At 37.1% G+C, this 24,338-nt stretch carries 22 protein-coding genes; 13 read left to right on the forward strand and 9 right to left on the reverse strand.

The features are described from left to right. Positions 1-35 precede the first annotated feature (35 nt). From ACY45D_RS05035 to ACY45D_RS05045, 3 genes are all read left to right on the forward strand, one after another. Entirely contained in the window at positions 36-785 is a 750-nt protein-coding gene (locus ACY45D_RS05035) for an ABC transporter ATP-binding protein (protein ID WP_463108709.1), read from the forward strand. Next, entirely contained in the window at positions 785-3,373 is a 2,589-nt protein-coding gene (locus ACY45D_RS05040; RefSeq protein WP_463108710.1) for an ABC transporter permease, read from the forward strand. Before ACY45D_RS05035 ends, ACY45D_RS05040 begins: the two co-directional genes overlap by 1 nt. A 273-nt stretch (positions 3,374-3,646) precedes the next feature. Continuing rightward, on the forward strand, positions 3,647-4,066 hold the full coding sequence (locus tag ACY45D_RS05045; RefSeq protein WP_463108711.1) for a hypothetical protein: 420 nt from the start codon (positions 3,647-3,649) through the stop codon (positions 4,064-4,066). Between the two features lie 137 nt (positions 4,067-4,203). Here the strand turns inward: ACY45D_RS05045 and ACY45D_RS05050 are convergent, their stop codons facing one another. Continuing rightward, complete coding sequence (locus tag ACY45D_RS05050; RefSeq protein ID WP_463108712.1) at positions 4,204-5,016, reverse strand: rhomboid family intramembrane serine protease; 813 nt, start codon at positions 5,014-5,016, stop codon at positions 4,204-4,206. 73 nt (positions 5,017-5,089) lie between these two features. On the opposite strand from ACY45D_RS05050, the gene mtgA reads away from it, so the two are divergent. After that, positions 5,090-5,764: a monofunctional biosynthetic peptidoglycan transglycosylase gene (gene mtgA / locus ACY45D_RS05055; protein ID WP_463108713.1), complete on the forward strand. Its 675-nt coding sequence runs from the start codon at positions 5,090-5,092 to the stop codon at positions 5,762-5,764. A 128-nt stretch (positions 5,765-5,892) separates the two neighbouring features. Next, on the forward strand, positions 5,893-7,971 hold the full coding sequence (ppk1, locus tag ACY45D_RS05060; RefSeq protein ID WP_463108714.1) for a polyphosphate kinase 1: 2,079 nt from the start codon (positions 5,893-5,895) through the stop codon (positions 7,969-7,971). Positions 7,972-8,067: 96 nt separating this feature from the next. Here the strand turns inward: ppk1 and oxyR are convergent, their stop codons facing one another. The 4 genes from oxyR to rubA form a co-directional block, all read right to left on the reverse strand. Then, complete coding sequence (gene oxyR / locus ACY45D_RS05065; RefSeq protein ID WP_463108715.1) at positions 8,068-8,979, reverse strand: LysR family transcriptional regulator OxyR; 912 nt, start codon at positions 8,977-8,979, stop codon at positions 8,068-8,070. A 13-nt stretch (positions 8,980-8,992) separates the two neighbouring features. Further along, positions 8,993-9,931: an esterase EstB gene (estB, locus tag ACY45D_RS05070; RefSeq protein ID WP_463108716.1), complete on the reverse strand. Its 939-nt coding sequence runs from the start codon at positions 9,929-9,931 to the stop codon at positions 8,993-8,995. A 63-nt stretch (positions 9,932-9,994) separates the two neighbouring features. Further along, a complete protein-coding gene (locus ACY45D_RS05075) occupies positions 9,995-11,185 on the reverse strand; it encodes an NAD(P)/FAD-dependent oxidoreductase (protein ID WP_463108717.1) in 1,191 nt (396 codons plus the stop codon). 210 nt (positions 11,186-11,395) lie between these two features. Continuing rightward, a complete protein-coding gene (rubA, locus tag ACY45D_RS05080) occupies positions 11,396-11,560 on the reverse strand; it encodes a rubredoxin RubA (RefSeq protein ID WP_010116534.1) in 165 nt (54 codons plus the stop codon). Between the two features lie 532 nt (positions 11,561-12,092). Here rubA and ACY45D_RS05085 point away from each other — a divergent pair. After that, complete coding sequence (locus tag ACY45D_RS05085; protein ID WP_463108718.1) at positions 12,093-12,638, forward strand: adenine phosphoribosyltransferase; 546 nt, start codon at positions 12,093-12,095, stop codon at positions 12,636-12,638. Between the two features lie 107 nt (positions 12,639-12,745). On the opposite strand, the gene ACY45D_RS05090 is transcribed toward ACY45D_RS05085, so the two are convergent. After that, complete coding sequence (locus ACY45D_RS05090; protein ID WP_463108719.1) at positions 12,746-13,249, reverse strand: YqiA/YcfP family alpha/beta fold hydrolase; 504 nt, start codon at positions 13,247-13,249, stop codon at positions 12,746-12,748. 298 nt (positions 13,250-13,547) lie between these two features. Here ACY45D_RS05090 and ACY45D_RS05095 point away from each other — a divergent pair, with 298 nt between their 5' ends. Next, positions 13,548-13,988, forward strand: coding sequence for an SRPBCC family protein (locus tag ACY45D_RS05095; protein WP_463108720.1), 441 nt, complete (start codon positions 13,548-13,550; stop codon positions 13,986-13,988). A 79-nt stretch (positions 13,989-14,067) separates the two neighbouring features. On the opposite strand, the gene ACY45D_RS05100 is transcribed toward ACY45D_RS05095, so the two are convergent. After that, a complete protein-coding gene (locus ACY45D_RS05100; RefSeq protein ID WP_463108721.1) occupies positions 14,068-14,676 on the reverse strand; it encodes a hypothetical protein in 609 nt (202 codons plus the stop codon). A gap of 197 nt (positions 14,677-14,873) precedes the next feature. Between ACY45D_RS05100 and lysS the strand changes: the two genes are divergently transcribed. After that, positions 14,874-16,400 (forward strand): lysine--tRNA ligase, encoded by a 1,527-nt coding sequence (gene lysS / locus ACY45D_RS05105; RefSeq protein WP_463108722.1) that lies wholly within the window; start codon positions 14,874-14,876, stop codon positions 16,398-16,400. 604 nt (positions 16,401-17,004) lie between these two features. Further along, entirely contained in the window at positions 17,005-18,480 is a 1,476-nt protein-coding gene (locus tag ACY45D_RS05110; protein ID WP_463108723.1) for a capsule assembly Wzi family protein, read from the forward strand. Positions 18,481-18,961: 481 nt separating this feature from the next. Here the strand turns inward: ACY45D_RS05110 and ACY45D_RS05115 are convergent, their stop codons facing one another. Next, on the reverse strand, positions 18,962-19,405 hold the full coding sequence (locus ACY45D_RS05115) for a GNAT family N-acetyltransferase (RefSeq protein ID WP_463108724.1): 444 nt from the start codon (positions 19,403-19,405) through the stop codon (positions 18,962-18,964). A gap of 135 nt (positions 19,406-19,540) precedes the next feature. Then, entirely contained in the window at positions 19,541-19,984 is a 444-nt protein-coding gene (locus tag ACY45D_RS05120; RefSeq protein ID WP_463108725.1) for an N-acetyltransferase family protein, read from the reverse strand. 147 nt (positions 19,985-20,131) lie between these two features. Between ACY45D_RS05120 and cysD the strand changes: the two genes are divergently transcribed. The 4 genes from cysD to ACY45D_RS05140 all read left to right on the forward strand — a co-directional run bounded on the left by cysD (position 20,132) and on the right by ACY45D_RS05140 (position 24,325). Beyond that, positions 20,132-21,040, forward strand: coding sequence for a sulfate adenylyltransferase subunit CysD (cysD, locus tag ACY45D_RS05125; protein ID WP_463109431.1), 909 nt, complete (start codon positions 20,132-20,134; stop codon positions 21,038-21,040). Between the two features lie 140 nt (positions 21,041-21,180). Next, positions 21,181-22,794 carry a sulfate adenylyltransferase subunit CysN gene (gene cysN / locus ACY45D_RS05130; protein WP_463108726.1) on the forward strand — a complete coding sequence of 538 codons (1,614 nt, stop codon included), beginning with the start codon at positions 21,181-21,183 and terminating at the stop codon, positions 22,792-22,794. A 115-nt stretch (positions 22,795-22,909) separates the two neighbouring features. Then, on the forward strand, positions 22,910-23,971 hold the full coding sequence (locus tag ACY45D_RS05135; protein WP_463108727.1) for an ATP-binding protein: 1,062 nt from the start codon (positions 22,910-22,912) through the stop codon (positions 23,969-23,971). A gap of 12 nt (positions 23,972-23,983) precedes the next feature. After that, positions 23,984-24,325, forward strand: coding sequence for an STAS-like domain-containing protein (locus tag ACY45D_RS05140; protein ID WP_463108728.1), 342 nt, complete (start codon positions 23,984-23,986; stop codon positions 24,323-24,325). Positions 24,326-24,338 lie beyond the last annotated feature (13 nt).

Consider the following 24,338-nt stretch of genomic DNA (forward strand, 5'->3'; position numbering starts at 1 on the left):
ACCATATTTTGATTTGCATAGTAGGGTACTTTCAGATGTCTAAGGTTCAGGATGATTCAATCTCTCCCATCATGCCACAAGTGATCATTGCTGCACAGCAACTGACACAAAAGATAGAATTACCACATCAAACGCTTACAATTTTTGAAAATTTAAATCTCAATATTTATACAGGCGAGCAAGTCGCGATTACAGGCCGTTCAGGTTCGGGAAAATCCACTTTATTGGGGATTCTCGCCACTTTAGATCAAGCCAGTTCAGGACAACTCACGGTTTGTGGTGAATCAATTGAGAAGCTGAATGAAGAACAACGTGCATTAGTACGTCTTAAACATATTGGTTTTGTATTTCAATCTTTTCAATTGCTTCCACATTTATCTGCGCTAGAAAATGTGATGTTGCCATTGCGTATTCAGAAAGATGTTAACTATTTGGACGCTGAACATAAATCATTAAAATTATTGGCAAAAGTGGGTTTGGAACGTCAAAGTCAGCAGACACCTAAAGTATTATCAGGTGGTGAGCAGCAACGTGTGGCGATTGCGAGAGCACTCATTTCTGACCCTAAAATTATTTTTGCAGATGAACCGACGGGTAATCTTGATGAGCATACAGCGCATGAAATAGAACAATTACTTTTTGATTTAAATAGAGAATTGGGTACAACCTTGGTTCTGGTGACACATGATCCTCAATTGGCTGCACAATGCCAACGTCATTATGAGCTGAAAGATGGTGTATTGATTGAACATTCTCAATTCACTCAGACAGGTGAGGTTGTGTAATGTTTACTTTGTTTAAGCCATTATTCAGACAAAGTTTTGCGACTTCAGGTATTTATTTACTGATTATTGCTTTAAGTTTGGCGATTAGTGCCACTACAGCACTTAAATTCAGTAATGATCAAGTGCAACAAGCGGTAACGTTACAAGCTGCCAAAATGCAGGCGGCCGATTTAGTGCTGAGTGATAATTATCCAATAGAACAGCAGTGGTTAAAGCAGGCGGATGAACTTAAATTAAAACAGTCACATGTCACCATGTTTGGTTCTATGGCGTCTACCCATGATCAATTTGTGATGGTGAATGTCAAAGCAATTGATGATGCTTTTCCGTTGAGAGGCGAGTTGCAGATTTCACCTAAGCAAAAATTAAAAAGTGGTGGAGTATGGTTAAGTAAACGTGCTCAAGAATTGTTAAAACTTACAGTGGGTGATTCTGTTCAAATTGCCGATGGTCAGTTCAAAGTGACAGGTATTATTGAACAGGACTCAAATCAAGAATTGGGTTTCTCTGCTTTTTCGCCAACCGTGATTATCTCTCAAGCCGATGTGGTTAAAACCAATGCAGTTCAAATCGGTAGTCGTGTTGAGTATCGTTTATTGATGGCAGGCGAGCCTCAAGCTGTAACGGCATACCAAAAGCGATTTAAAGCCTTTAAAGAACAAGAAAAACTGAATGATCTAAAGGCAAATACAAAGCCATTAGAACAGAATCAGATTGCTCAAGATCAAGCTACTCAAAAGCAGGATCAGCCAACCAATCAAGCGGCAACGGATCAATCCACTCAAGCGATGCAAAGTGCAGAATCGGATTTGGAAGATCAAACCAGTTTGAGACTACGTAATGCCAATGATGGAAATTCTCGCTTGCTCAAACCGATTGAAAATTTAGATATTTTCTTACAGTTGGCAAATATCTTAACCATTTTACTCTGCGGTTTAGCAATTGCTTTGACCAGTCAACGTTATGTACAGCAAAACCAAGATCATATTGCATTGATGCGTTGTATGGGCGCAACCAAACAGCAAATTTTTCAAACATATTTGGGACTACTTGTTATTGTGATTGTTATCGCAATCGTGATCGGCAGTATTTTAGGATTGGTTCTCGGTTATTCCTTACTGCAATTGATGTTGCAAATGATTCCAAATCTTGAATTAAGCTTTTCTGCTTTTGAAATGTTGCTTGGCCCTTTACCGATAGCGATTTTCACCAGTGCCATTGTTTTGATTGGATTCATTTTCCCAAGTCTATGGCAATTACTCAGTACACCGCCAATTCGAGTGATTCGTCAGCAAGAAAAATCTGCACGTTCAATGGTGTGGATGATGTCAGCAGGATTGATCAGTCTGGTTATTTTTAGTCTTGTTTTAACTGAAAATATCGTTTTAACGGCATTGGTGATGGGGGCTGTTGTCGTTCTCACAGGTTTGTTGTTTGGTATTGTTTGGTTGATTCTCAAGACTTTAAAATTAATGCGGAATCAGCTTTCGGCCTATGTACGCACGCCATCACAAACCTCATTACAAATTACAGCATTGGCTTTGGGATTGAGTTTAATTACAGTTTTGGCGGTATTACGCACAGATTTATTGGAACGTTGGCAGCAACAATTACCTGAAGGAACACCGAACCAATTTATATATGGATTACCTCCTTTTGAGCTTGATGCATTTAAGCAGCAACTTGAACAACAACATTGGACAAGCACTCCCTTATATCCCAATGTTAAAGGTCGACTCATCGCCAAAAATGATCAAGCCTTTTCAGCAGATTTGATTAAAAAGAGTAATTCGCTTCGCCGTGAACTGAATCTGACTCAAACGGATCAATATCCACAAGACAATGTGATTGTTTCAGGGGATGCCAAACTAACGAAGGTTGGACAAGTCTCTGTGGAAGCAGAATTGGCGAATGAGTTAGGGATCAAAATTGGTGATCGTTTGACTTTTAGTTTGCCAGAAGGACGATTACAGGCACAGGTGGTGAATTTAAGAACAGTAGAATGGCAAAGTTTTAGTCCGAACTTTTTCTTTATTTTTACACCCAATACTTTGGATGAAAATGCAGGAAGTTATTTAGGCAGTTTCTACGTACCAGCTGCTGAAAAAGCGAAAATGGTCAATCTGATTCAGCAATTTTCAAATACTGTTTTTATAGATGTGTCATTAATTTTTGATGAGATTAAGCGCTTAGTTGCGGTGTTGGTACAGATCATTACTGTACTTGCAGTTTTGGTCAGTCTATCGGGCTTTTTAGTTCTGATCGCTTGTATTAATTTGTTGATGGATGAGCGCAAAAGAGAAGTCGCTTTGATGCGGTCTTTTGGTAGCTCTAAACGTCAATTAAAAAACATGATGAGTTTGGAAATTGGTTTTATTGGTTTGTTGGCAGGAATTGTATCGTGTTTCTTTGCAGAAGTGATTAGTGCGATTGCAAGTTATCGAATGGACATGGTTGTACAGTTGCATTGGGAAATTTGGATTATTTTACCGATATTGATGGCATTATTATGTGCATTGATCGGTCGCTATCGCCTCAGTTATTTGTCGGAAATCCCTCCTTTACAAAGTTTGAGGGAGTTAAACTGAAAGCTATTCAATAGATTTATAAATGAATAACTTTTATGTGGCTGTATTAAATTGCAAAAATAAAGACTGAAACAATATTGGTGCAGCCACAGCTAAAATCAAAAATTTAAAGCTTATAGGAATACAGCTATGCAGTGGATCCTGTTAGAGTTTTTTCCACAAATTGTAATGTTCTTTCATAAATTTAAAGACAAGTTTACCAGTAATAAAAGCTTAGCTCTTTATCCCGTACTTGCTATTTTCCTGATGCTTTTCTATTTCAATGCATTAGGGATGATCTATTATTGGGGTGCATTGTCTATCTTTGTGTCATTGGTTTTTTGGTTGAATCGAAAGGATTATGGCGATTTAAGCCTATTGCCATGCCTTATGAAAATAGACGATGGAATGGAGCCTTTTTATTTTAAAACGAAACTTAAATTTGCTGAATTACACGGTAAAGTGATTCATATCGATCTACCGCAGAGTCATTTGCCCATAGAAATTGTTTTTAATGAAAACTCATCAGTGAAATTTAAGTTTAATCAACAAGAAATCAAAGGTTTATTTTTGGATCATGCAAGCATCATAATGAGAAGAATAATTTACATGCAAAATGTATCTTCAGGTGGTCATCAATTTAATATACAAATACAACTTAAAGGATTTTTTACGCCCCTTGTTATTTTAAAGATTTCAAAAGTTTTTCATTAATATGGACATGGAAAAATAGAAACGGAATATCAACTCAAGAGGTAAATTCTATTTCAATAAACCAAGCGACGTTTTGATCTTTTATATAGCTGTGTCTAACCATTAAACAGACCATAATATTTTGATAACGAAGCTTTTTAAAACTTCAATTGACTACGCATTTGAGAAATCGCTTCTTGCCAAAGTGGGGTAATTGGTTCAATCAAATTTTGGCAATATAAATACACGGTATAAGTTAAACCGATACCAAATAAAATAATCATAATATTGGCAATCTGCCCTGCGTTGACACGTTGAGCGATATACCAAACCACTGCTAAAACTGCGCCCATCACCATCCCGCCAATATGTGCTGCGTTATTAATCCCAGAAGCAAAGAAACCAAAAGCCAAGTTAATCGCAAGGATCGTTAAAAGTGATTTTTTATCTAAAATAAACCTTTGATTTTCGGTAGGAGGGAATAGTGAAAGTACCGCTAAAGCACCCCCTAATCCCATAACTGCACCTGATGCTCCTGCAGACACACGTGGAATCAGTTTAGGATCAAAAGTTTGTAGTAGTTCATAGCTATTGCGAATATCAAGATAACCACTGAGCAAACTACCGATTAACCCAGCCAAAATATAAAGGCTTAAATAATAAACACGGCCGAAAGTTTGCTCTGCAACATTGCCAAACACATAGAGTGCCCACATATTCATCATCAAATGGAGAATACCAAAGTGAAAAAACATGCTACTCAATAAGCGATAAGGTTCCTCTAGGAAGGTTAAAGGTGCATAATCTGCTCCCCAGCGTAATGCATCTAAAGTGCTTGGGTCAGTAATATTGACACCTGACAAGACCTGCAAAGCAAATAATCCAACATTGATCGAAATGAGTAATAAGGTTATTTTCTCTATCTTATTCGGTGTTTGCACGTAGGATGAACCTTCTTGATAATCAGACATGAAATTTCTGTGCTTTTTATAGATAGATTTAGCTTAGCATGAAATTTCAAAATTTTCGGAGTAAGCAGCTGACATGAAAGCTTTTATTGTTCGTGGTTTGTTAATTATGATCAGTCTTTTGATCATCATTCAGCTGTGGATTTTCTCAAGTTTGGTGTACTGGCGTACCCATGATGTTGAAACAACGATGTTTATGCGTTGGACATATTTGTCTGATTTTAAACCGATCAAACATCAATGGCGTGATTATGATGAGATTAGTGATCATTTTAAACATGCGATTGTTGCTGCTGAAGATGCTAAATTTATAGATCATCATGGTTTTGATTGGGATGGGATTGAAGATGCATTACAACGAAATTTAAAGAAAGATAAAGTGGTTGCAGGTGGCTCGACCATTTCACAACAATTGGCAAAAAATTTGTTTTTCTATAATCGCCGTTCATTTATTCGCAAAGGGCAAGAAACCATTGCAACAACCATGATGGAACGCATGTGGACCAAGCAACGCATTTTAGAGGTCTATATGAACTCGGTTGAGTTTGGAGATCATATTTACGGTGTTGAAGCCGCAGCACAGCATTACTTTGGAAGAAGTGCTAAGCGTTTGAGCCGTGAACAAGCCGCATTTTTAGCAGTGTTGTTATCCAATCCTAAATATTATCAAGATCATCGAGATGACTCTAAGTTGCAATATCGTAAACGTATGGTTTTAAAATATATGCGCTACACACGTATTCCAGATTAGCGTATTTCCACAGCATAAATATTTATTTTCAAAGCAAGAAAAGCACAAAGATTTGTGCTTTTTTTATGAAATTGTCATAAATTTGAAGCATACTACTTTTATGACATTTATTGATGCAGGTTTATTGCATGAACAGCGCAGTGGCGACCACGACACCTACAGAATATGCTTATAACGAACGATATATAAATCGTGAATTGTCTATTTTAGATTTCCATTTACGTGTTTTAGAACAAGCCGTTGATCCTTTACATCCTTTATTGGAACGGATGAATTTCTTGTTGATCTTTTCTCGTAATATGGATGAGTTTTTTGAAATTCGTGTTGCAGGTGTAATGGAACAATTGACCTTAGGGAATGAAAGTCGTACGCCAGATGGTCTCACGCCAAAACAAGTTTTAGAGCAAATTTCCAAAACTGCGCATGAAGCAATAGAGCGTCAATATCGTATTTTAAATGAAGAAATTTTCCCTAAACTGCGTGAAGAAGATATTTGTTTTCTGCGTCGTGGTGAATTAACACCTGCACAATCTGTTTGGATTAAAAAATATTTTCAAGAACAAGTTGCACCTGTTTTAACACCGATTAGTTTAGATCCAGCACATCCATTTCCTCGTCTAGTCAATAAAAGTCTAAACTTTATTGTGACTTTGGAAGGTAAAGATGCGTTTGGTCGTCAAATTGATCTAGCCGTTGTTCCTGCACCACGTTCATTACCACGTGTAGTGCGCCTACCAGATGAGTTAACAGGGGGCAAAGAACATTTCGTAATGCTCTCTGCGATCATTCATGAACATGTTTCAGATCTTTTCCCGGGAATGACCGCGACAGGCTGTTATCAGTTCCGTGTAACACGTAATGCAGATTTGGCGTTAAACGAAGACGTTGAAGATTTAGCCAAAGCACTGAAAGGCGAATTGAGTTCTCGCCGTTTTGGTCGTGCAGTTCGTTTAGAAGTGACTGAGAATTGTCCAAAACATATTTATGAATATTTGCTTGAAGAGTTCGATTTAGAACACGAACAGCTTTATAAAGTAGATGGGCCTGTGAATTTGGCACGTTTGGTGTCCAACTTTAAACGTCCGCATATGCGTTATGACTCGCATGTGCCATCATTGCCAAAAGTATTAAAAAAGACAGAAAATATTTTTTCGGCAATGCAAAAACAAGACATTCTTTTACATCATCCATTTGAATCTTTCGCACCTGTGATTAATTTGCTGCGTGAAGCTGCGCGTGATCCGCAAGTCTTAGCCATTAAACAAACCCTTTATCGTAGTGGTGCAGATTCAGAAATCGTTCAAGTGCTTGCTGAAGCAGCACGTAACGGTAAAGAAGTCACTGCTGTCATTGAGTTGCGTGCTCGCTTTGATGAAGAGTCGAATATTGCGGTTGCCAATGTTTTGCAAGAAGCTGGGGCAGTGGTGGTCTATGGTATTGTCGGTTATAAAACCCATGCCAAAATGATTTTAGTGGTACGCCGTGAAAACAATAAATTAGTGCGTTATGTGCATTTGGGTACAGGTAATTATCACGCCACCAATGCACGTATTTATACCGACTATGGCTTATTGACCACAGATAAAGAGCTGTGTGAAGACGTACATCGTATCTTCCAAGAGCTCACTGGTATGGGGAAAATGGCGAAGTTGAAGAAACTTCTTCATGCACCTTTTACTTTACATGCTCAACTTATTTCTTTTATTGACGATGAAATTGCCAATGCGAAAGCGGGTAAGCCTGCGCAGATTATTGTCAAAGTAAACGCTTTATCTGAAGTTCAATTGATCAATAAATTATATGAGGCATCACAAGCGGGTGTGCAAATTGATTTAATTATTCGTTCAATTTGCTGTTTACGTCCGGGCTTACCGAATCTGTCTGAAAATATCCGTGTTCGTTCTATCGTTGGGCGTTTCTTAGAACATACGCGTGTTTACTATTTTGGGAATAATGGTAATTCACGTATTTATTGTTCAAGTGCGGACTGGATGGATCGTAACTTGTTTAATCGTGTTGAAGTTTGCTTCCCGATTGAAGATCCTGCATTGAAGAAGCGAATTTATCAGCAAGGTCTTGTGAATTATTTGAAAGATAATACTCAGGCTTGGTTGTTGCAAGGGGATGGTACTTGGGTTCGTGCTCAGTTAAAAGATGGAGAGGTTGCGCATAATGCACAGCAAACTTTGATTGAGTATTTTAAATAATAAATTCAGCAATCAAGTATTTAAAATTTTATTAAATATTTGATTAAAAATAAAAAAGGAGTCAGTCATGGCTCCTTTTTTATTGCAGACAGAGGCTTAGTATTGACCCAAGTTTGCAGTAATTTTTTGTAGAATTTGTACCAGTACATCAAACTCACTTTGTAGAGGCGTACTTTTACGAGTCACTAAAGCTAAAGTACGTGTTGGTGCATTTTCAATCGATTTAATCACCAACTGATCGTTACTTTTGAGCATATGTGCATGCAAAGCAATTTCAGGAAGTAAAGTATAACCTAAGTTAGAGCTGACCATTTCCACAAGTGTTGGTAATGAACTTGCCTTTAACCGATGATCATTTTTACGTTCGCCAATTGGGCAAACGCTTAAAGTATGGTCGCGTAAGCAATGCCCTTCTTCAAGCAACATTAAATGTGACAAATCAAGATCATCTAAGCTTCTTGCATTGACAGCATTTTGATCTGCTTTATTACTCACTAAGAATAATTGCTCTTTTGCAATTTCAGCAACTTTTAAACCACGGGTATCGAAAGGAAGCGCAAGCATGATCATATCGAGATTGCCGTGCTCTAACTTCTCTACAATTTTCTCACTTTGAGCTTCATGTAAATGCAATTGAATTTTAGGCAATTGCTTATGCACTTCTTCCAAAAGCCTAGACAAAAGAAACGGAGCAATTGTAGGAATAATACCTAAATGCAAATCACCTGTGAGTGGTTCACTCATTTCACGACTTAAGCGCATTAAGTCTTGTGCATCGGCGAGTAGAACACGGGCTCGGGCAACAACTTGTTCACCTAACGGGGTTAAGCGTACATTTTGGCGATCACGTTCAACGAGTACGCCACCCAATAAACGTTCTAACTCCATAATCCCACCCGATAAAGTGGATTGAGTGACAAACGAACGGCGCGCTGCTTCAGTAAAGTGCAACGTCTCAGACAATGTCACCAAATATGACAGCTGTCTTAGGGATGGTAATGCAGCCATAGTGTCCTAATGCTTATGATTTAAAATGATGTGCAAATAATCCGCTAATTTGAGGAATAAAATGCGGTGGCATATCATGCCCCATTCCTTCAATTAATTCAAATTTAGCACCTGAAATTGCTTTTGCTACTGCCTTACCATGGCTTGGAGGTAATAATCGATCTTTAGATCCATGTAACACTAAAGTTGGTTTTTCGATTTGCTTATCCAATTTAAGTAAGGAACCTGTACATAATATTGCTAAAAACTGTTGAAGTACACCCGCTGGATGATAACTACGACGATATAATTTACGGGCGGTCTGAATGGCATCGACTTGGTTGATATAACCTGGTGAACCAATTAGACGAAATACCTTTAATGAATGGTTAACAATTCCATCTTCATCCCGTGATTCAGGCTTACCAATCAGGCTAAACAGTTGTTTTGGAAAAGGAGGCGGGAGTAAAGGTTGGTTATTACTGGTAAATAATAAACCGAGCTTTTCAATTTTTTCAGGATACTTTGCTGCAAGAATTTGTGAAATCATACCGCCCATCGAAGCACCGAGAATATGTGCTTTTTCTATTCCTAAGCGGTCAATCAACAGTGCAACATCGTCTGCCATGTCATATAAGTTATAAGGTGCACCATCATTGGGTAAACCTAAGGCAAAACGGCTCATCAATTTAACAGCATTTAGGCGAGGGCCTTTGTGTCTGACTTTAGACGATAAGCCAATATCACGATTATCAAAACGAATGACGTGAAAACCTTGATCAATCAAGGATTTACAAAAAAAATCTGGCCAAAATAACATTTGCGCACCCAATCCCATAATCAAGATCACTGTTGGATGATCTGGATTACCACCTGCTTCAATGTGTAATTGAATACCGTTGCCTAAATCCACCGTGGATTCTTGCATAAATGCGGTATACGGTGAGCTTTGAAATTGAAGCGCGCTATTCATTGTTATTTTCCTATCAAACAAGGATTATTTTTTGTTTAAAAAACATTCCTTCTTATTTAAACCTTAAACTGATGCAGGAATCAAGTCAGGAACCAGTTTTGTCAACGCTAAACGTTGTTTAGCTGCTGTTGCACCTAACAAAACAAAGCCTCGTAGTGTACCGTCTGCGTCAATCGCTTTAGACAACATACCGTCATCAAACTCTTCATTTTCCCAAGTCACTTCAATATCCATTGGTGCAGGAAGAACGGTGAGTGGAGCAGCAGGTGTTTTAACTGCAACTGGCATAGCCGGGTAGTGTACATTGGTGGTTTGACCACTTAATGTTTTTGCTAAAGCACGTGCTTGTTGCATGATTGGCATCACAAATGGCAACAATGTTCCATTCACTTCCGCACAATCCCCAATGGCAAAAATATCAGTCTGATTGGTTTCCAATAAGGTATTGGTAATGACACCACGACTGGTTTTTATATTTGCATCTTTTGCCAATGCTGTATTGGGTTGTAATCCAATTGCAGATAGAACAACATCTGCAAGTAAAGATTGACCACTTGCAAGCGATACAACATAGCCACGATCAGATTTAGATACTTTTTCTACGGTGGTGCCAAGAGCAAACTTGATCCCAGATTCTTCTAGATTTTCTTGAAATGCTTGTGCAACATGGTTGGGTAATAAGCGACCTAAAGGTTGTGGTGCTAAATCGATTACCGTCACTTGATGACCTGTATTTTGTAAGTCATTGGCAAATTCACAACCGATCAAACCTGCACCGAGGATGACGACGCGTTTATCTTCACATTCACCTGTACTACAATTGTCTAAAGTTTCTCTAAATGCACGATAGTCCATCAATGAGTTGACAACATGTATATCATCACTACCGTCTCCTGCGATGGCCAAACGGATTGGACTTGCACCTACAGCAAGGATGAGTTTTGAATATTCTTGTGTTGAACTTTGACCTTGTTGTTCTATCACGAGTTGATGATTGGCTGCATCAATAGATTTTACCCATGTCTCTTTTTCAATACGCATATTCAATTGCGTACTCATTTTTTCAGCATCGCCTAAACCAATGTGTTCAGGTGCTTTTTTCCCGACTAAGGCATTGGATAAAGTCGGTTTAGCATAATTCACCGCATCATCAGCGCAAATCATCACTAACTCTTGTTCAGCATCTAATTTACGAAATTCTCTTGCGAGGGTATAGCCTGCCATGCCAGAGCCTACGATGATGATCGGTTTCATATTTTTCTCCATACGGATTGAATTGTCATTATGATCGACTTCTTCGCTTTATATTAACAATAATATTTTAATAGAGCTGAATGGCGGATGATCTTATCAGATCGGCTGTTCAATCTATTTGAGGCGAAGAAGTCTTGAGGGGTGAATAAAAAATGAATTTTGAATGACTCGTAAAAAAAGACCATGTAAACATGGTCTCTACTTCATTTTTTAGACTTCTATCATTTCAAAATCGGCTTTAGAAACGCCACAGTCTGGACAAGTCCAGTCATCTGGGATGTCTTCCCATTTGGTACCTGCTGCGATGCCATCTTGTGGCCAACCTGCTGCTTCGTCATAGATCCAACCACAAACGATGCACTGATATTTTTTCATCTGACTCTCCGATATCTGACAGGTAATGTGTTTATTCTGCCAGTAAAATTCCATCTACTGCTTGACTCAAATAATATGCAATTCATAGGTGTACATATTTTTCTAAATTTTTACGCAGTTCTGTGTCTAAAGTAAAGTAAATATCGGAGTTTATCTCACTAAGCGCAAAGCTGAATGGCTCAGAAGGACAAAAGCTGTGTTGTTTGGGCTAATTTTGGAAATAATTGTCTGACAATTTACTGGTACTTGATCTTCTATAAGCAAAAAAGATTAAAATTTCATGACAAATGATTTGATTTTAAAACATTTTCAAAAAGATGATTTCTACCTAAGCGAATTGAAAATATCTTCAATTTATCCCAAATAGATTTTGAAATGCATAGCTTATTATACCCATTATTTTATCTAAAAATGTGCCATGAAATTTCAAGCACTTAAATCATGGTATGAAAGCTCAGTTGAAAGCATTGCTGCTTTTTAGCTGGAAAAGCGTTAAAATTCACATATTATTTTTCTCTTCCAATCTCCCTTCATGATGAAAATGTCTACTTTATTGTGGTCAGGTATTCGTACTGTCCAAGATTTCCCTAAACCAGGGATTTGTTTTTATGATTTAACGCCCTTGTTTATGAACAATCTTGTTGAATTGACTGATGCTTTAATTGCAAAAATTCCAGCAGAACAGTTAGCTGAAGTGGAAAGTTTTGTTGCCGTTGAAGCACGTGGTTTTGTTTTGGCAAGTTTATTGGCGCAACGTACAGGTAAAGGCTTATTATTGGTACGAAAAGCTGGCAAATTACCACCACCAGTGGTTGGCGTTGGTTACAGTTTAGAATATGGTTTAGATCGATTGGAAATGTCGGCGGGTATTCAGCCTCAAAAAGTTATTATCGTGGATGATGTCTTGGCGACAGGTGGTACTTTAAAAGCTGTAAAACAGTTGATGCACAAATGTGAACATACCGTACTAGGTGCGAGTATTTTTCTAGATTTACCTGATTTACATCAAGATTTAGGTATGGAAGTTTGGTCAGTTTTAGATGAAAATTCTAAACCTGTAGCGCAAGCAGTTGCTTAAAACGGTTAATATTCGATAAATCGTTTGAAAATAGATTTTAATGAAGAACCTCTTATATTCAGTGTATAAGGGGTTTTGCTATCGTTTTATTTAAAACAGTAACTCATTTACCGAATAAAGGTTTGTTCCATATATTCAATCAGTCGATTTAAATTTTCAGGTTGTGCCAAACGGTGGTGTCCACCTTCAACAGCATCGATTTGCATATACGTTTCGAGTAGCGCAGTTGCTGCATACATATCTAGAATTTCATCACCCAGTTCAATATAGGCGATTTGTGGAATGTCATGTTCCAAATCATGTTCATTGATTGCTGGATAATCTGTTCGAAAATCTGGACTGAGACTTGGATTGGCGATAATAGTGGGAATACGATGAAACTGAGACATTCTAAGGGCCCAATAGCCACCTAAGCTATGTCCAATCAGTAAGTCAGGTTTTATTTTTTCAATCGTGTCGTGGTAAAAATTTTCAACAGTTTTAAAATTCAGGTTTCGATAATCGACTTCTATACAATATTTTTTTTCAGCATCTATGGCATGGAACTTGGTAGATTCTTTGGAAGAATCTAATCCATGTAAAAATAAAATCTTAGAATGGCTACTCATCATTTTTATCACTTTCTAGCTGTCTTTATTTATAAGGTAAAGAGTGAAATAGTCATAATTTAAAAATGTTAAAACTTTACATTTCAACTATTTTGTTCTCAGTTTATTGTACTGAGCAACGACTCTTTTATAACTTAGCTTTTGGTCTAAGTATCTCCATTGTTATTATAAGTTATTGAATTTTATTAATTATTATAAATGCTGTTCACATATTTTTAGCTTGTTTTAACAAAAAATAATCAATCTATATACCGAATAGGTTAATCTCGATAACTATAGCGGCATATTCATAGGTGAATTGATGATCACTCTACAATATGAAATCGATATTCATGCAAATGCGCAAAAAGTTTGGCATGTGATGTGGGATACACATACTTATTCGCAATGGACACGCTTTTTTTCACCCAGCTCACGTATGCAATCTGACTGGAAAATTGGTGGTGAAACCTTGTTTCAAGATGCAAGTGGTGATGGCATGCTTGCAACGATTACTGAATTAGAACAGTTCAAAAAGGTTATATTTCAGCAGCAAGGTATCTTAAAAAATGGTGTTGTGGATCGTAACAGTGAAGATGCACAACAAGGCTGTGGTGGTTTGGAACAATATTTTTTAACTGAAAATAATGGCGTGACGCATTTGTTTGCTCAAGTTGAAACATCAGCGCAATATAAAGAAATTATGGATCGAGGTTTTCAGCAAGGTTTTGCTGTGATTAAGCAGTTGGCAGAAGAAAAATAGTGATTATTGCTGAATATTAATTGTCGAATCATCATTCGCAAATCTGAAAGCGAGTTTTGAGTTCAAAACAAGACTCAACTTATTGGCATTGAATGATAATTGGCTGTTCTATTGAAAATGATTTAGGTATGCCATTCTCATTTCGAGGGTAAAAACGAATCTTTTTCAACAAGGGTTCTAAGATTGGGCGCATTTTGCTATTGATTGCAGGTGAGTAGTGAATGCGTTGGATATTGCCATTAAAATCGACTAAAAAATTAGCATTGATGCTGATATTTTCTGAAGCCTCCTGTTTGGCTTGATTTTTTTGCGTACAAAATGGTTCTAATAAGCTTTGTAATTGTGAAAAATTAGGTTTGACCGCATAGAGGACCGTTTCTGGAAATTTGATAAAAAGTATGTATTTACCATAATAATATTTAGTTAAAGCGATTTGTTCTTCATCTATATTCAGTGATTTATTTTTAAAATCATTGGTGACGAGAGGTAAATTCTCTAAGCTCATTTTTTTAGCAATTTCCAATGCTCTCGTATTGAGAATGGATTTTTCAGGATTTGGATTTAACAGTTTTACATATGTTTGCTGAGAATTTTGTTTGGGTGTGATTTCTAATTGCCAAATATAGCCCTGATTTTTGATATTGGTGCTTTCTATTTGAGGTGGTAAATCTTTTTTAGTATTACTCATGACGATATGTTTCTCCGCAGCACTTCCTGTGGAAAACAATAAAATGTTTGCGAAAATGATACTTTGGGCGAATCCTTGCCAGTATTTATTCATGATTTTTTAATTTTTACATTGATCGTTGTGTTATATGCATACGCATTATGTTGTAAATCTGCTATGCTATGCAACTTCCGTTTTTTAATTTAATCGAGGCAGAGATGACGCAAAGTAATGCTCAATCGACTTCTGAACAACACATTTCCGAAAACGATTTAATTGCGCAGCGTCATGCCAAGTTAAAGCAAATACAAGATCAAGCAAAGCAAACAGGTGTAAGCCCATGGCCAAACACCTTTAAGCGCGAGCATTATGCGCAAGATTTACAAGAGCAATTTGCTGATAAATCTAAAGAAGAAATTGAAGCTGGTGAACAAGTTCATGTTTCTGTAGCGGGTCGTGTCATGTTGAACCGTGGTTCATTTATTGTGATCCAAGACATGACAGGTCGTATTCAGTTGTATGTACCACGTAAAGAACTTGCTCCTGAAGTACTTGAAAGCATTAAAGGTTTAGACCTTGGTGATATTATCGCGATTCAAGGTTATCTTGGCCGTTCAGGCAAAGGCGACTTGTATGTGCATATCGAACATTTTGAACTATTAACTAAATCATTACGTCCACTTCCAGATAAATTCCACGGTTTGAATGACACTGAAGTGAAATACCGTAAACGTTATTTAGACTTAATTGTGAATGAAGAAACACGTAAAACTTTTGAGATTCGTGCAAAAGTAGTGTCAGGTATTCGTGCATACCTAAGCAATGAACGTTTTATGGAAGTCGAAACACCAATGATGCATGTGATTCCGGGTGGTGCTTCTGCGCGTCCTTTTGAAACACATCACAATGCTTTGGATATGCCATTGTTCTTACGTATCGCTCCTGAGCTTTATTTAAAACGCTTAGTGGTGGGTGGTTTTGAGCGTGTTTTTGAAATTAACCGTAATTTCCGTAATGAAGGTGTTTCAACACGTCATAACCCAGAATTCACCATGATCGAATTCTATCAAGCTTATGCTGACTATAAAGACTTGATGGCTTTAACTGAAAGTATGCTTGAAAAATTGGCTATCGATATTTTAGGTTCTACAGATGTGCCATATGGTGAAGAAGTGTATAGCTTCAAAGGGCCATATAAGAAAATTTCAATGTTTGATGCCATTCTTGAAAATAATCCAAGCTTTACACCTGAAAATGTTTCGGATCGTGAATTCTTGGCAAAATTTGTTAAAGAAGAATTGAAAGAACAAGTAAAACCGGGCTTTGGTTTGGGTAAACTTCAAACGATCGTATTTGAAGAAACGGTTGAAACGAAACTTCGTCAACCGACATTCATTACAGAATACCCAGCGGAAACTTCTCCATTGGCACGTCGTAATGATAGCAATCCACATATCACAGATCGTTTTGAGTTCTTCATCGGTGGTCGTGAGTTGGCTAATGGTTTCTCCGAGTTAAATGACCCGATTGACCAAGCAGAGCGTTTCCAAGCGCAAGTGGAAGAAAAAGATGCAGGTGATGATGAAGCCATGCACTATGATGCAGACTTTGTTGAAGCTTTAGAATATGGTTTACCGCCGACAGCAGGTGAAGGTATTGGTATTGATCGTTTGGTCATGTTGTTTGCCAATGCACCAAGTATTCGTGATGTGATTTTATTCCCACATATGCGTCATAAAAATTAATAGTGATCTATTTTTAAAATAGATTTCCTATTTTCATAAAAACCGAGTTCATTAATGAATTCGGTTTTTTATTTTGTGACTGAGTTCGCTCTATTTTTTTGAGCAAGAATAATATTTATCTAAGGTAACGTCAGTTCGGGATAAACTCTGATGTAAGTTATTGAAAAGATAGATTATGCACAGCGGGGTCTTACCGTTTAAAGTCAGATATAAGGATTAACCCACTTCGTCTTGCACTTCGCTTGAAATATATTTCAATCTTGTTCAGGTTCGACCTGAGAGGTACTACCTCGCAAGGCTTTCGGGATGAGTGGCACTGCCACGCAAGGGCAAAACCATTTGTCAGTCGCCAACTCGACAGATACTATCAAGTACCTAATATATTGCAAAAACAGTATATTACAGATCTTGCGGAATATATTCCTCATGCCTCAAACAATGCGACTGACGTTTCCGCGTATCATATAGTTGGGAATATATTTTATCCCGAGTTCAGGTTAAGGTATTTTGAGTGAAAGTTTGTGTAAGAACACAATTTCATCATTGCAAAATTCACACAAAGAAATTACTGTGTCACCGTTAATTAAATTTGAGAAAGAAGTGCATGTATTTAAGAAAATCACTTTATGCTGCTGTATTATTTGGAATGTCGCTGCCTGCTGTGTTCGCACAAGGTATTGTACTGAATAATGAAGATATTCGTACAGATCTAAATTGGTTAAACCAACAAGGTGTGATTCAAATTAGCACATCGACTTGGCCAATGAGTGGTGATGAAATTCAACGTGCTTTATCTCAAGCTCAGGTTTCAAATAATGCACAACAAAAAGTCATTGATTCTATTCAAAATGCATTAAGAACAGACAATCAAACAGCAAAATTAGCTTTGTCAGCAGAGTCTGATCAAAAAAATATTCCACAAGCATTTGGTGATGATACTAAAGCGCAATATGTAGGTACTTTAGAGTTCAATGCGGGTGGTGCAAATTGGGATGCTAAGCTTCGTGTAAATGGTGAAAAAGATCCTTTAATCGACAATGGCCATGATGTAAATGTCGAAGGGTCATATATTGCTGGTAAGCTTTGGAATCAATGGGTAATTGCAGGTCAAATCCCAACCTATTGGGGCCCTGGGCATGATGGTAGTTTAATTCGCGGTGATGCAAGTCGCCCCGTTTATGGATTTACTGTACAACGTGCTGAGCAAAAAGCTTTTGAAACACCATGGTTATCTTGGATTGGTCCTTGGCAATATCAAGCTTTTGGTGGTCAATTGGATGATTATACAGCAGTGCCTGACGCTCGATTATTTGGATTACGTTTAACTGCACAACCGCTTCCTTATCTAGAGTTGGGTGCATCACGTATTTCTCAAATTGACGGTGAAGGTCAACCTGGAAGCTTTAGAGCTTATTGGAATGCATTTATTGGTAAAGATAATGAATGTAATGATGGTTCATGTACTGGTGAAGGAAACGCCTCAAACCAATTGGCAGGTTTTGATGCACGTTTAAATCTACAGCAATTATTGAATGTTCCAATGAGTTTCTATGGACAATATATTGGTGAAGATGAGGCAGGATTATTGCCATCGAAAAAAATGTATTTGGCTGGTGTAGATTATTCTTCAAGTTTCAAAAACTTGCCGTACCAACTTTATGCAGAATGGGCGGATACGACCACTAATGGTGACGCAAAAGGTATTTCATATAACCACCATGTTTATACAGATGGTTTTTACCAACATGGCTTCCCACTAGGTCATGCAATGGGGGGGGATGGTGAAATGGTTTCAGTCGGTGGAGATATTCGCTTTGATGTAATGAACCGTTTATCTGGTCGTGCGATGTATGCCAAAGTGAACCAATCGGCAAGCCAATTTGGTACAGATCAAATTAATTTAGCATTTCCTGAAAATGACAAAATTAAAGCACTAGATGTGACTTGGACGCATTATATTAAACCGACACTGCCATTAAAAATTAATGGCTGGGTGAGTGATTCTGATGTACACGGAAATGATGGTGGTGTGTCTGTTGGCGTTGAAATCCCTTTAGATAAATCACTTATTGGTTATTAAGTGAACAAAAAATACCTAATTCTAGGTATATACAGTATGTTATTGAAACTTTAGGATGAATTGACTTCTTTAATAAACCTTAGTTAAAGAAGTTATTCCTACCCTCAAAGCTTGAGTTGTTTTACAGGTCTTGCTTTGAATTTTTATAGACTTATTTTGAATAAAATAAGTCTTTTTTTATTGCTAAAAATTTATCCTGAAATATGCAGTTTGGTTCAGGTGAAAGAGAAACCTTACTATTTTAAAGTAATTTTTTTATAAAAAAATACCCAATTCTAGGGATATCCTTGAGTGATTTTTTTAACTATGATTAAACAACTTCTTTAGCATGACTTTAATTAAAATAAAGAAGGGTACTCCAACTTTAAGTACAAGACCTCCACTTTGTACTTCATGTGCAAATGATCGCTTACTTGAGAGAGTAAGCTTTTTTTTGCCTGTAATTCCATTTGCTTATCGGTTCTAGTCTTTATTTTAGTATCTATAATGTATGCTTATATTGAATAAACTCTGTTTTACTGGCAATACGGTCATAAAGCAATTGCGCTGTGTGATTCGACTCTTGAGTGAGCCAATAAACTCGATCAAATTTACCCGCACAAGCTTGGTAACAATGCTCAATGAGTTTTCGCGCTATACCTTGATTTCTAAAGTGTTCGTCTACATACAAATCTTGTAAATAACAATAAGGCAAATTTACCCACATACTCATATGTGAAATTAAATGCACAATCCCGACGATATTGTTATCAATTTTTATTGCAAAACCAAACATATCGGTTTGTTCAGGATTTGTGATTCGCTGCCAAGATAATCTTATTTGCTCATCACTTAATTGTGTATTATAAAAAGTTAAGTAAGCTTGCCAAAGTGGAAGCCATTGTTCAAAAGTAATTTCTTCTAATGCGATAATTTGTGTGCTCATTGCAAACTCTAAATTTTATTTATGGTGTTTTTATATACCAATATAAAGAAACAAGTAAAATAATTGTGATATTCATCACAATTTTATACTTGGTTTTTAAATTGTAGGCTCAAGCTATGCCTAAACATATAATGATTACAATGTTTTTATGTAGTGAATATACTTAGTTTTATCTGCGATCTGATCATAGAGATATTGTGCTGTAAGATTTGTTTCATGGGTTAACCAAAAAACTCGATCAAATTTACCTGTGCAGGCCTGATAACAATGTTCTATTAACTGTCGTGCTAATCCTTGATTTCTAAATTGTTCATCGACATATAAATCTTGTAAGTAACAATAAGGCAAATCTGTCCACGTGCTTATATGTGAATTTAAGTGAGCAAACCCAACCACATTTTCATCTATTTTTATTGCAAAACCAAAGATATCGGTTTGTTCAGGATTTGTGATTCTCTTCCAAGATAATCTTATTTGCTCGTCACTCAAATGTGTTTTATAAAAAGTTAAGTAGTCTTGCCAAATTGGAAGCCATTGTTCAAAATTAATTTCTTCTAATGTGAAAATTTGTGCATTCATTGCAAACTCTAAATTTTGTTTATGATGTTTTTATATATCAATATAAAAAAACAAGCAAAAGAATTGCATTGTAAATCACTATAATGAATATAAATTTTAATATGTGTAATAAGTACACTTTTTTGTGAGCTGGTGCTGTCAATGTCTATATCTGAGGAAAGACTTACTCATCTAAAGCAGCTTGAGGCTGAGAGTATTCATATTATCCGTGAAGTTGCTGCTGAATTCGAAAATCCAGTGATGCTTTACTCTATCGGGAAAGACTCAGCAGTGATGCTGCATCTTGCTTTAAAAGCATTCTATCCTGCAAGACTTCCTTTCCCACTGTTGCATGTCGACACAGGTTGGAAGTTTAAAGACATGATCACATTCCGTGACAACATGGCAAAAGAGCATGGTTTTGATTTAATTGTGCATCAAAATAAAGAAGGTCGTGATGCAGGTGTAAACCCATTCGATTATGGTAGCTCTAAATATACTGACATTATGAAAACTCAAGGCTTAAAGCAAGCTTTGGACAAGTATCAGTTTGATGCTGCATTTGGTGGTGCACGCCGTGATGAAGAAAAGTCACGTGCCAAAGAACGTGTTTATTCGTTCCGTGATTCTAAACACCGTTGGGATCCTAAAAACCAACGTCCAGAATTGTGGAATCTTTACAATGGTAAAGTGAATAAAGGCGAAAGTATTCGTGTATTCCCATTGTCAAACTGGACTGAGTTAGATATTTGGCAATATATCTACCAAGAAAGTATTCCTTTGGTTCCTTTATATTTAGCTGCTGAGCGTCCAGTGGTTGAACGTAGCGGTACACTGATCATGGTTGATGATGAGCGTATGCGCTTAAAAGAAGGCGAAGTTCCGCAAATGAAATCGGTACGTTTCCGTACTTTAGGTTGTTATCCATTGACAGGTGCAGTTGAATCTACTGCAACGACATTGCCTGAAATTATCCAAGAAATGCTTTTAGCCGCCAGTTCAGAGCGTCAAGGTCGTATGATTGACCATGATGAAGCTGGCTCGATGGAAAAGAAAAAGCAAGAAGGTTATTTCTAAACATTTCAGAATCTTCCCCTAACCCCTTCTTTATGAAAGAAGGGGAATTCCCGAAATAGAACGGAGCCAAGTCTCCCTTTCTTAAAGGGATATTTAGAGGGATTAAGCCGATTTCTAAAGAATTTGTGGAGTTTTGAGCAATGTCTCATCAATCAGAATTAATTAGCCAAGACATCTTGGCATATTTAAAACAGCATGAAAATAAAGATCTTTTACGTTTTCTAACCTGCGGTAACGTAGACGATGGTAAATCAACGTTAATCGGTCGTTTGCTTTACGATTCAAAATTAATCTATGAAGATCAGTTGCAAGCTGTGACTCGTGATTCTAAAAAAGTAGGTACAACCGGTGATGCGCCAGACTTGGCATTACTTGTAGATGGTCTACAGGCTGAGCGTGAACAGGGGATTACCATTGACGTGGCTTATCGTTATTTCTCAACAGAAAAACGTAAGTTCATCATTGCAGATACACCGGGGCATGAGCAATATACACGCAACATGGCGACAGGTGCGTCAACTGCTGATTTGGCGATTATCCTGATTGATGCACGTTATGGCGTACAAACTCAGACTCGTCGTCATACCTTTATTGCAAGCCTTTTGGGTATTCGCAATATCGTGGTTGCGATTAACAAAATGGATTTGGTTGAGTTTTCAGAAGCTCGTTTTAATGAAATTCAAGCAGAATATAATCATTTCATCAATCAGTTGGGTGATCGTAAACCTGCCAATATCATCTTTACGCCAATTTCAGCGTTAAATGGTGATAACGTGGTTAATCCATCTCCAAATACGCCTTGGTACACGGGCAAAACGTTGATGAATACCCTAGAAACGGTTGAAATTACACGTGACACCAGTGCGCATGAATTCCGTTTCCCTGTGCAGTATGTGAATCGTCCAAACCTTGATTTCCGTGGTTTCTGTGGAACGATTGCTTTAGGTGAAGTTAAAGTTGGCGATGAAATCGTGGCTTTACCATCAGGCAAGAAATCGACAGTTAAAGAGATTGTGACGTTTGATGGCAATCTTGAACATGCGATTGCAGGTCAAGCTGTGACTTTAACATTGAACGATGAGATTGATATTTCACGTGGTAATGTTTTGGTGAAAGCAGGCGAACAACCGTTATTGTCTCGCTCTGTACGTGCTTCTGTAGTGTGGATGACTGACCAGCCTTTGGTGATTGGTAAGTTGTATAACATCAAGATTGGTACTCAGACGATTCCTGCGAAAGTGTCTAAAATCAACTATCGTACCAATGTGAATACGCTTGAGCATACTCAAGTTGATCAACTTGAGTTGAATGCGATTGCGGATATTGATGTTGAGTTTGATGCACCTGTGGTATTTGACCGTTATCAAGACAGTCGTTATACAGGTTCATTTATCTTTATCGACCGTTTAAGCAATGTCACTGTTGGCGCAGGTATGGTTGAAGCTGCAGTTGAATGGACTGCACATAATGAACCTGTCACTGCTGAAGATCGTGCTGCACGTTTAGGTCAAAAACCTGCTGTAGTGGCTGTGTCTGCTCAAGCACTTGAAAATGCTCAAGCACTTGAGAGTCTGTTGATTCAACAGGGTGTAGTTGCGATTGCCAAAGCTGATCTTTCTGCTGAGCAAGTTGCCTTACTTCGTCAGACCGGTATCGTAGTGATTACCGATGCTGAACAGGGTGCAGATGTTGTATTTGCACAAGATGCTGTTGAAGAATTGGCTGAGAAAATTGTGGAATTGGTTCGTCTGTAAGAGATTGGATTGAAAAACCCGCCGTGAGGCGGGTTTTCTAATATTGTCTTTTTATTATTTTTTTTATATATTTAACAGTTGTTAAAATGGTATTTTATTAGATAAGTGCATAAATATGAAGAAAGTAAGTGTTAAAAAAATTATTAGACAAAGAAAAGAAAATTTTTTAGTTGCAAAAAAGAATATTAGACAAAAGAATTCAGATGCTATCTATACAAAATGGGTGAAAGCTCATTGTCAAATGTCAATTTTATTACCTAGTCATATTTATTTATATAAATCTGAAATTAGAGGAAGTTTATTAAATTCATTAAAAAGAATTCCTGACACAAACTCTTTTACGAAACCAATAGCATTAGATTTTAAGAATGTTAAGAGATTAGATGCAGTTTCAACTAACTATTTTGTTCATATGTTAAATAAATATTCGCATATTCCAATGAAAGGACGAGTATCAAAAAATAACACTGTGCGGTCAATGCTTACAAAGTTAAAGATTCATGAGACTTTAGGTATGCCCGAATATTTTTGTAAGCAACAAAAAGTTAATAAATGGTTGATGGCAAGAGGTACTAGCTCAGATTTAATTGGGGGGTATGAGGTAATAGAGAAAGCTTTACTTGAAAAATTTGGTGAGACAGAAAATTTTTATGTCATAAATGAAGCCATTTCTGAAGCTGTAAATAATGTAATAGATCATGCTTATGATGTTAATGATATTCATCGAGAATGGCTTATATTTCTTGCAATTGAGAGTGAGGAATGTAGTGTTGTAATTTCTGATTTGGGAAAAACAATACCTGTATCACTTCCAGAGACTATTCAAGATAGTTTCGAAATGGGAGTTACGAATGTTTTAACATCTTTACGTGATATGGATTTTGAGAATTGGCAACAAATAGATGATGCAAAAAGAATTCAATTAGCTAGCTTATATCGTAGAACTGAAACGAAAGATAAACATAGAGGTAAGGGATTTGCTAATATGATGGAAGTATGTAAACAAGTACCCGAAGCACAACTTTACGTGTATAGTCGAAAGGGATTATGGATGATGAAACACGGCTCTGAAGATCGCATGCAGGCATTTAAAAGTGCAATCAAAGGTACTATAATCTATTGGTCAATTCCCACTGGTCAATCTTTAAGTGAAAATTTAAGAAATTTGGCAGCTTAAGGAAAAAAGTATATGAGCGAAAATAATGTGATTCATGTTGCAAATGACTTTTACCCGCGCCCATCTGGTCGCTATGCTAAAGATGGTCAATATACGGGTGAAGCTTTTAGAGAAAACTATTTAGTCCCAAAATTAAATAAAATTATCAATAATACATCTGATAAAGAGAGTTTTTTAGTTGTAGATTTTACGGGTGTGACAATGGCTGGTTCGTCATTTTTAGAAGAAGCTTTTGGGGGGTTAGTGAGAAAGCATAATTTTAATAAAGATGACTTGTATAGGATTTTGGATATACAAAGTCCTAGAAGACCAGTAATTAAGTCTAGAATACAAGAATATATAAGAGAGGCATAATATAAGGGGGATG

This window comes from Acinetobacter sp. BZX-2, assembly GCF_055179795.1.

Bases quoted from the DNA above. Each gene is read 5' to 3' on its own strand.
- ACY45D_RS05035 (WP_463108709.1), top strand. From the start codon at position 36: ATGTCTAAGGTTCAGGATGATTCAATCTCTCCCATCATGCCACAAGTG.
- ACY45D_RS05040 (WP_463108710.1), top strand. From the start codon at position 785: ATGTTTACTTTGTTTAAGCCATTATTCAGACAAAGTTTTGCGACTTCA.
- ACY45D_RS05045 (WP_463108711.1), top strand. From the start codon at position 3,647: ATGATCTATTATTGGGGTGCATTGTCTATCTTTGTGTCATTGGTTTTT.
- ACY45D_RS05050 (WP_463108712.1), bottom strand. From the start codon at position 5,016: ATGTCTGATTATCAAGAAGGTTCATCCTACGTGCAAACACCGAATAAG.
- mtgA (WP_463108713.1), top strand. From the start codon at position 5,090: ATGAAAGCTTTTATTGTTCGTGGTTTGTTAATTATGATCAGTCTTTTG.
- ppk1 (WP_463108714.1), top strand. From the start codon at position 5,893: ATGAACAGCGCAGTGGCGACCACGACACCTACAGAATATGCTTATAAC.
- oxyR (WP_463108715.1), bottom strand. From the start codon at position 8,979: ATGGCTGCATTACCATCCCTAAGACAGCTGTCATATTTGGTGACATTG.
- estB (WP_463108716.1), bottom strand. From the start codon at position 9,931: ATGAATAGCGCGCTTCAATTTCAAAGCTCACCGTATACCGCATTTATG.
- ACY45D_RS05075 (WP_463108717.1), bottom strand. From the start codon at position 11,185: ATGAAACCGATCATCATCGTAGGCTCTGGCATGGCAGGCTATACCCTC.
- rubA (WP_010116534.1), bottom strand. From the start codon at position 11,560: ATGAAAAAATATCAGTGCATCGTTTGTGGTTGGATCTATGACGAAGCA.
- ACY45D_RS05085 (WP_463108718.1), top strand. From the start codon at position 12,093: ATGATGAAAATGTCTACTTTATTGTGGTCAGGTATTCGTACTGTCCAA.
- ACY45D_RS05090 (WP_463108719.1), bottom strand. From the start codon at position 13,249: ATGATGAGTAGCCATTCTAAGATTTTATTTTTACATGGATTAGATTCT.
- ACY45D_RS05095 (WP_463108720.1), top strand. From the start codon at position 13,548: ATGATCACTCTACAATATGAAATCGATATTCATGCAAATGCGCAAAAA.
- ACY45D_RS05100 (WP_463108721.1), bottom strand. From the start codon at position 14,676: ATGAGTAATACTAAAAAAGATTTACCACCTCAAATAGAAAGCACCAAT.
- lysS (WP_463108722.1), top strand. From the start codon at position 14,874: ATGACGCAAAGTAATGCTCAATCGACTTCTGAACAACACATTTCCGAA.
- ACY45D_RS05110 (WP_463108723.1), top strand. From the start codon at position 17,005: ATGTATTTAAGAAAATCACTTTATGCTGCTGTATTATTTGGAATGTCG.
- ACY45D_RS05115 (WP_463108724.1), bottom strand. From the start codon at position 19,405: ATGAGCACACAAATTATCGCATTAGAAGAAATTACTTTTGAACAATGG.
- ACY45D_RS05120 (WP_463108725.1), bottom strand. From the start codon at position 19,984: ATGAATGCACAAATTTTCACATTAGAAGAAATTAATTTTGAACAATGG.
- cysN (WP_463108726.1), top strand. From the start codon at position 21,181: ATGTCTCATCAATCAGAATTAATTAGCCAAGACATCTTGGCATATTTA.
- ACY45D_RS05135 (WP_463108727.1), top strand. From the start codon at position 22,910: ATGAAGAAAGTAAGTGTTAAAAAAATTATTAGACAAAGAAAAGAAAAT.
- ACY45D_RS05140 (WP_463108728.1), top strand. From the start codon at position 23,984: ATGAGCGAAAATAATGTGATTCATGTTGCAAATGACTTTTACCCGCGC.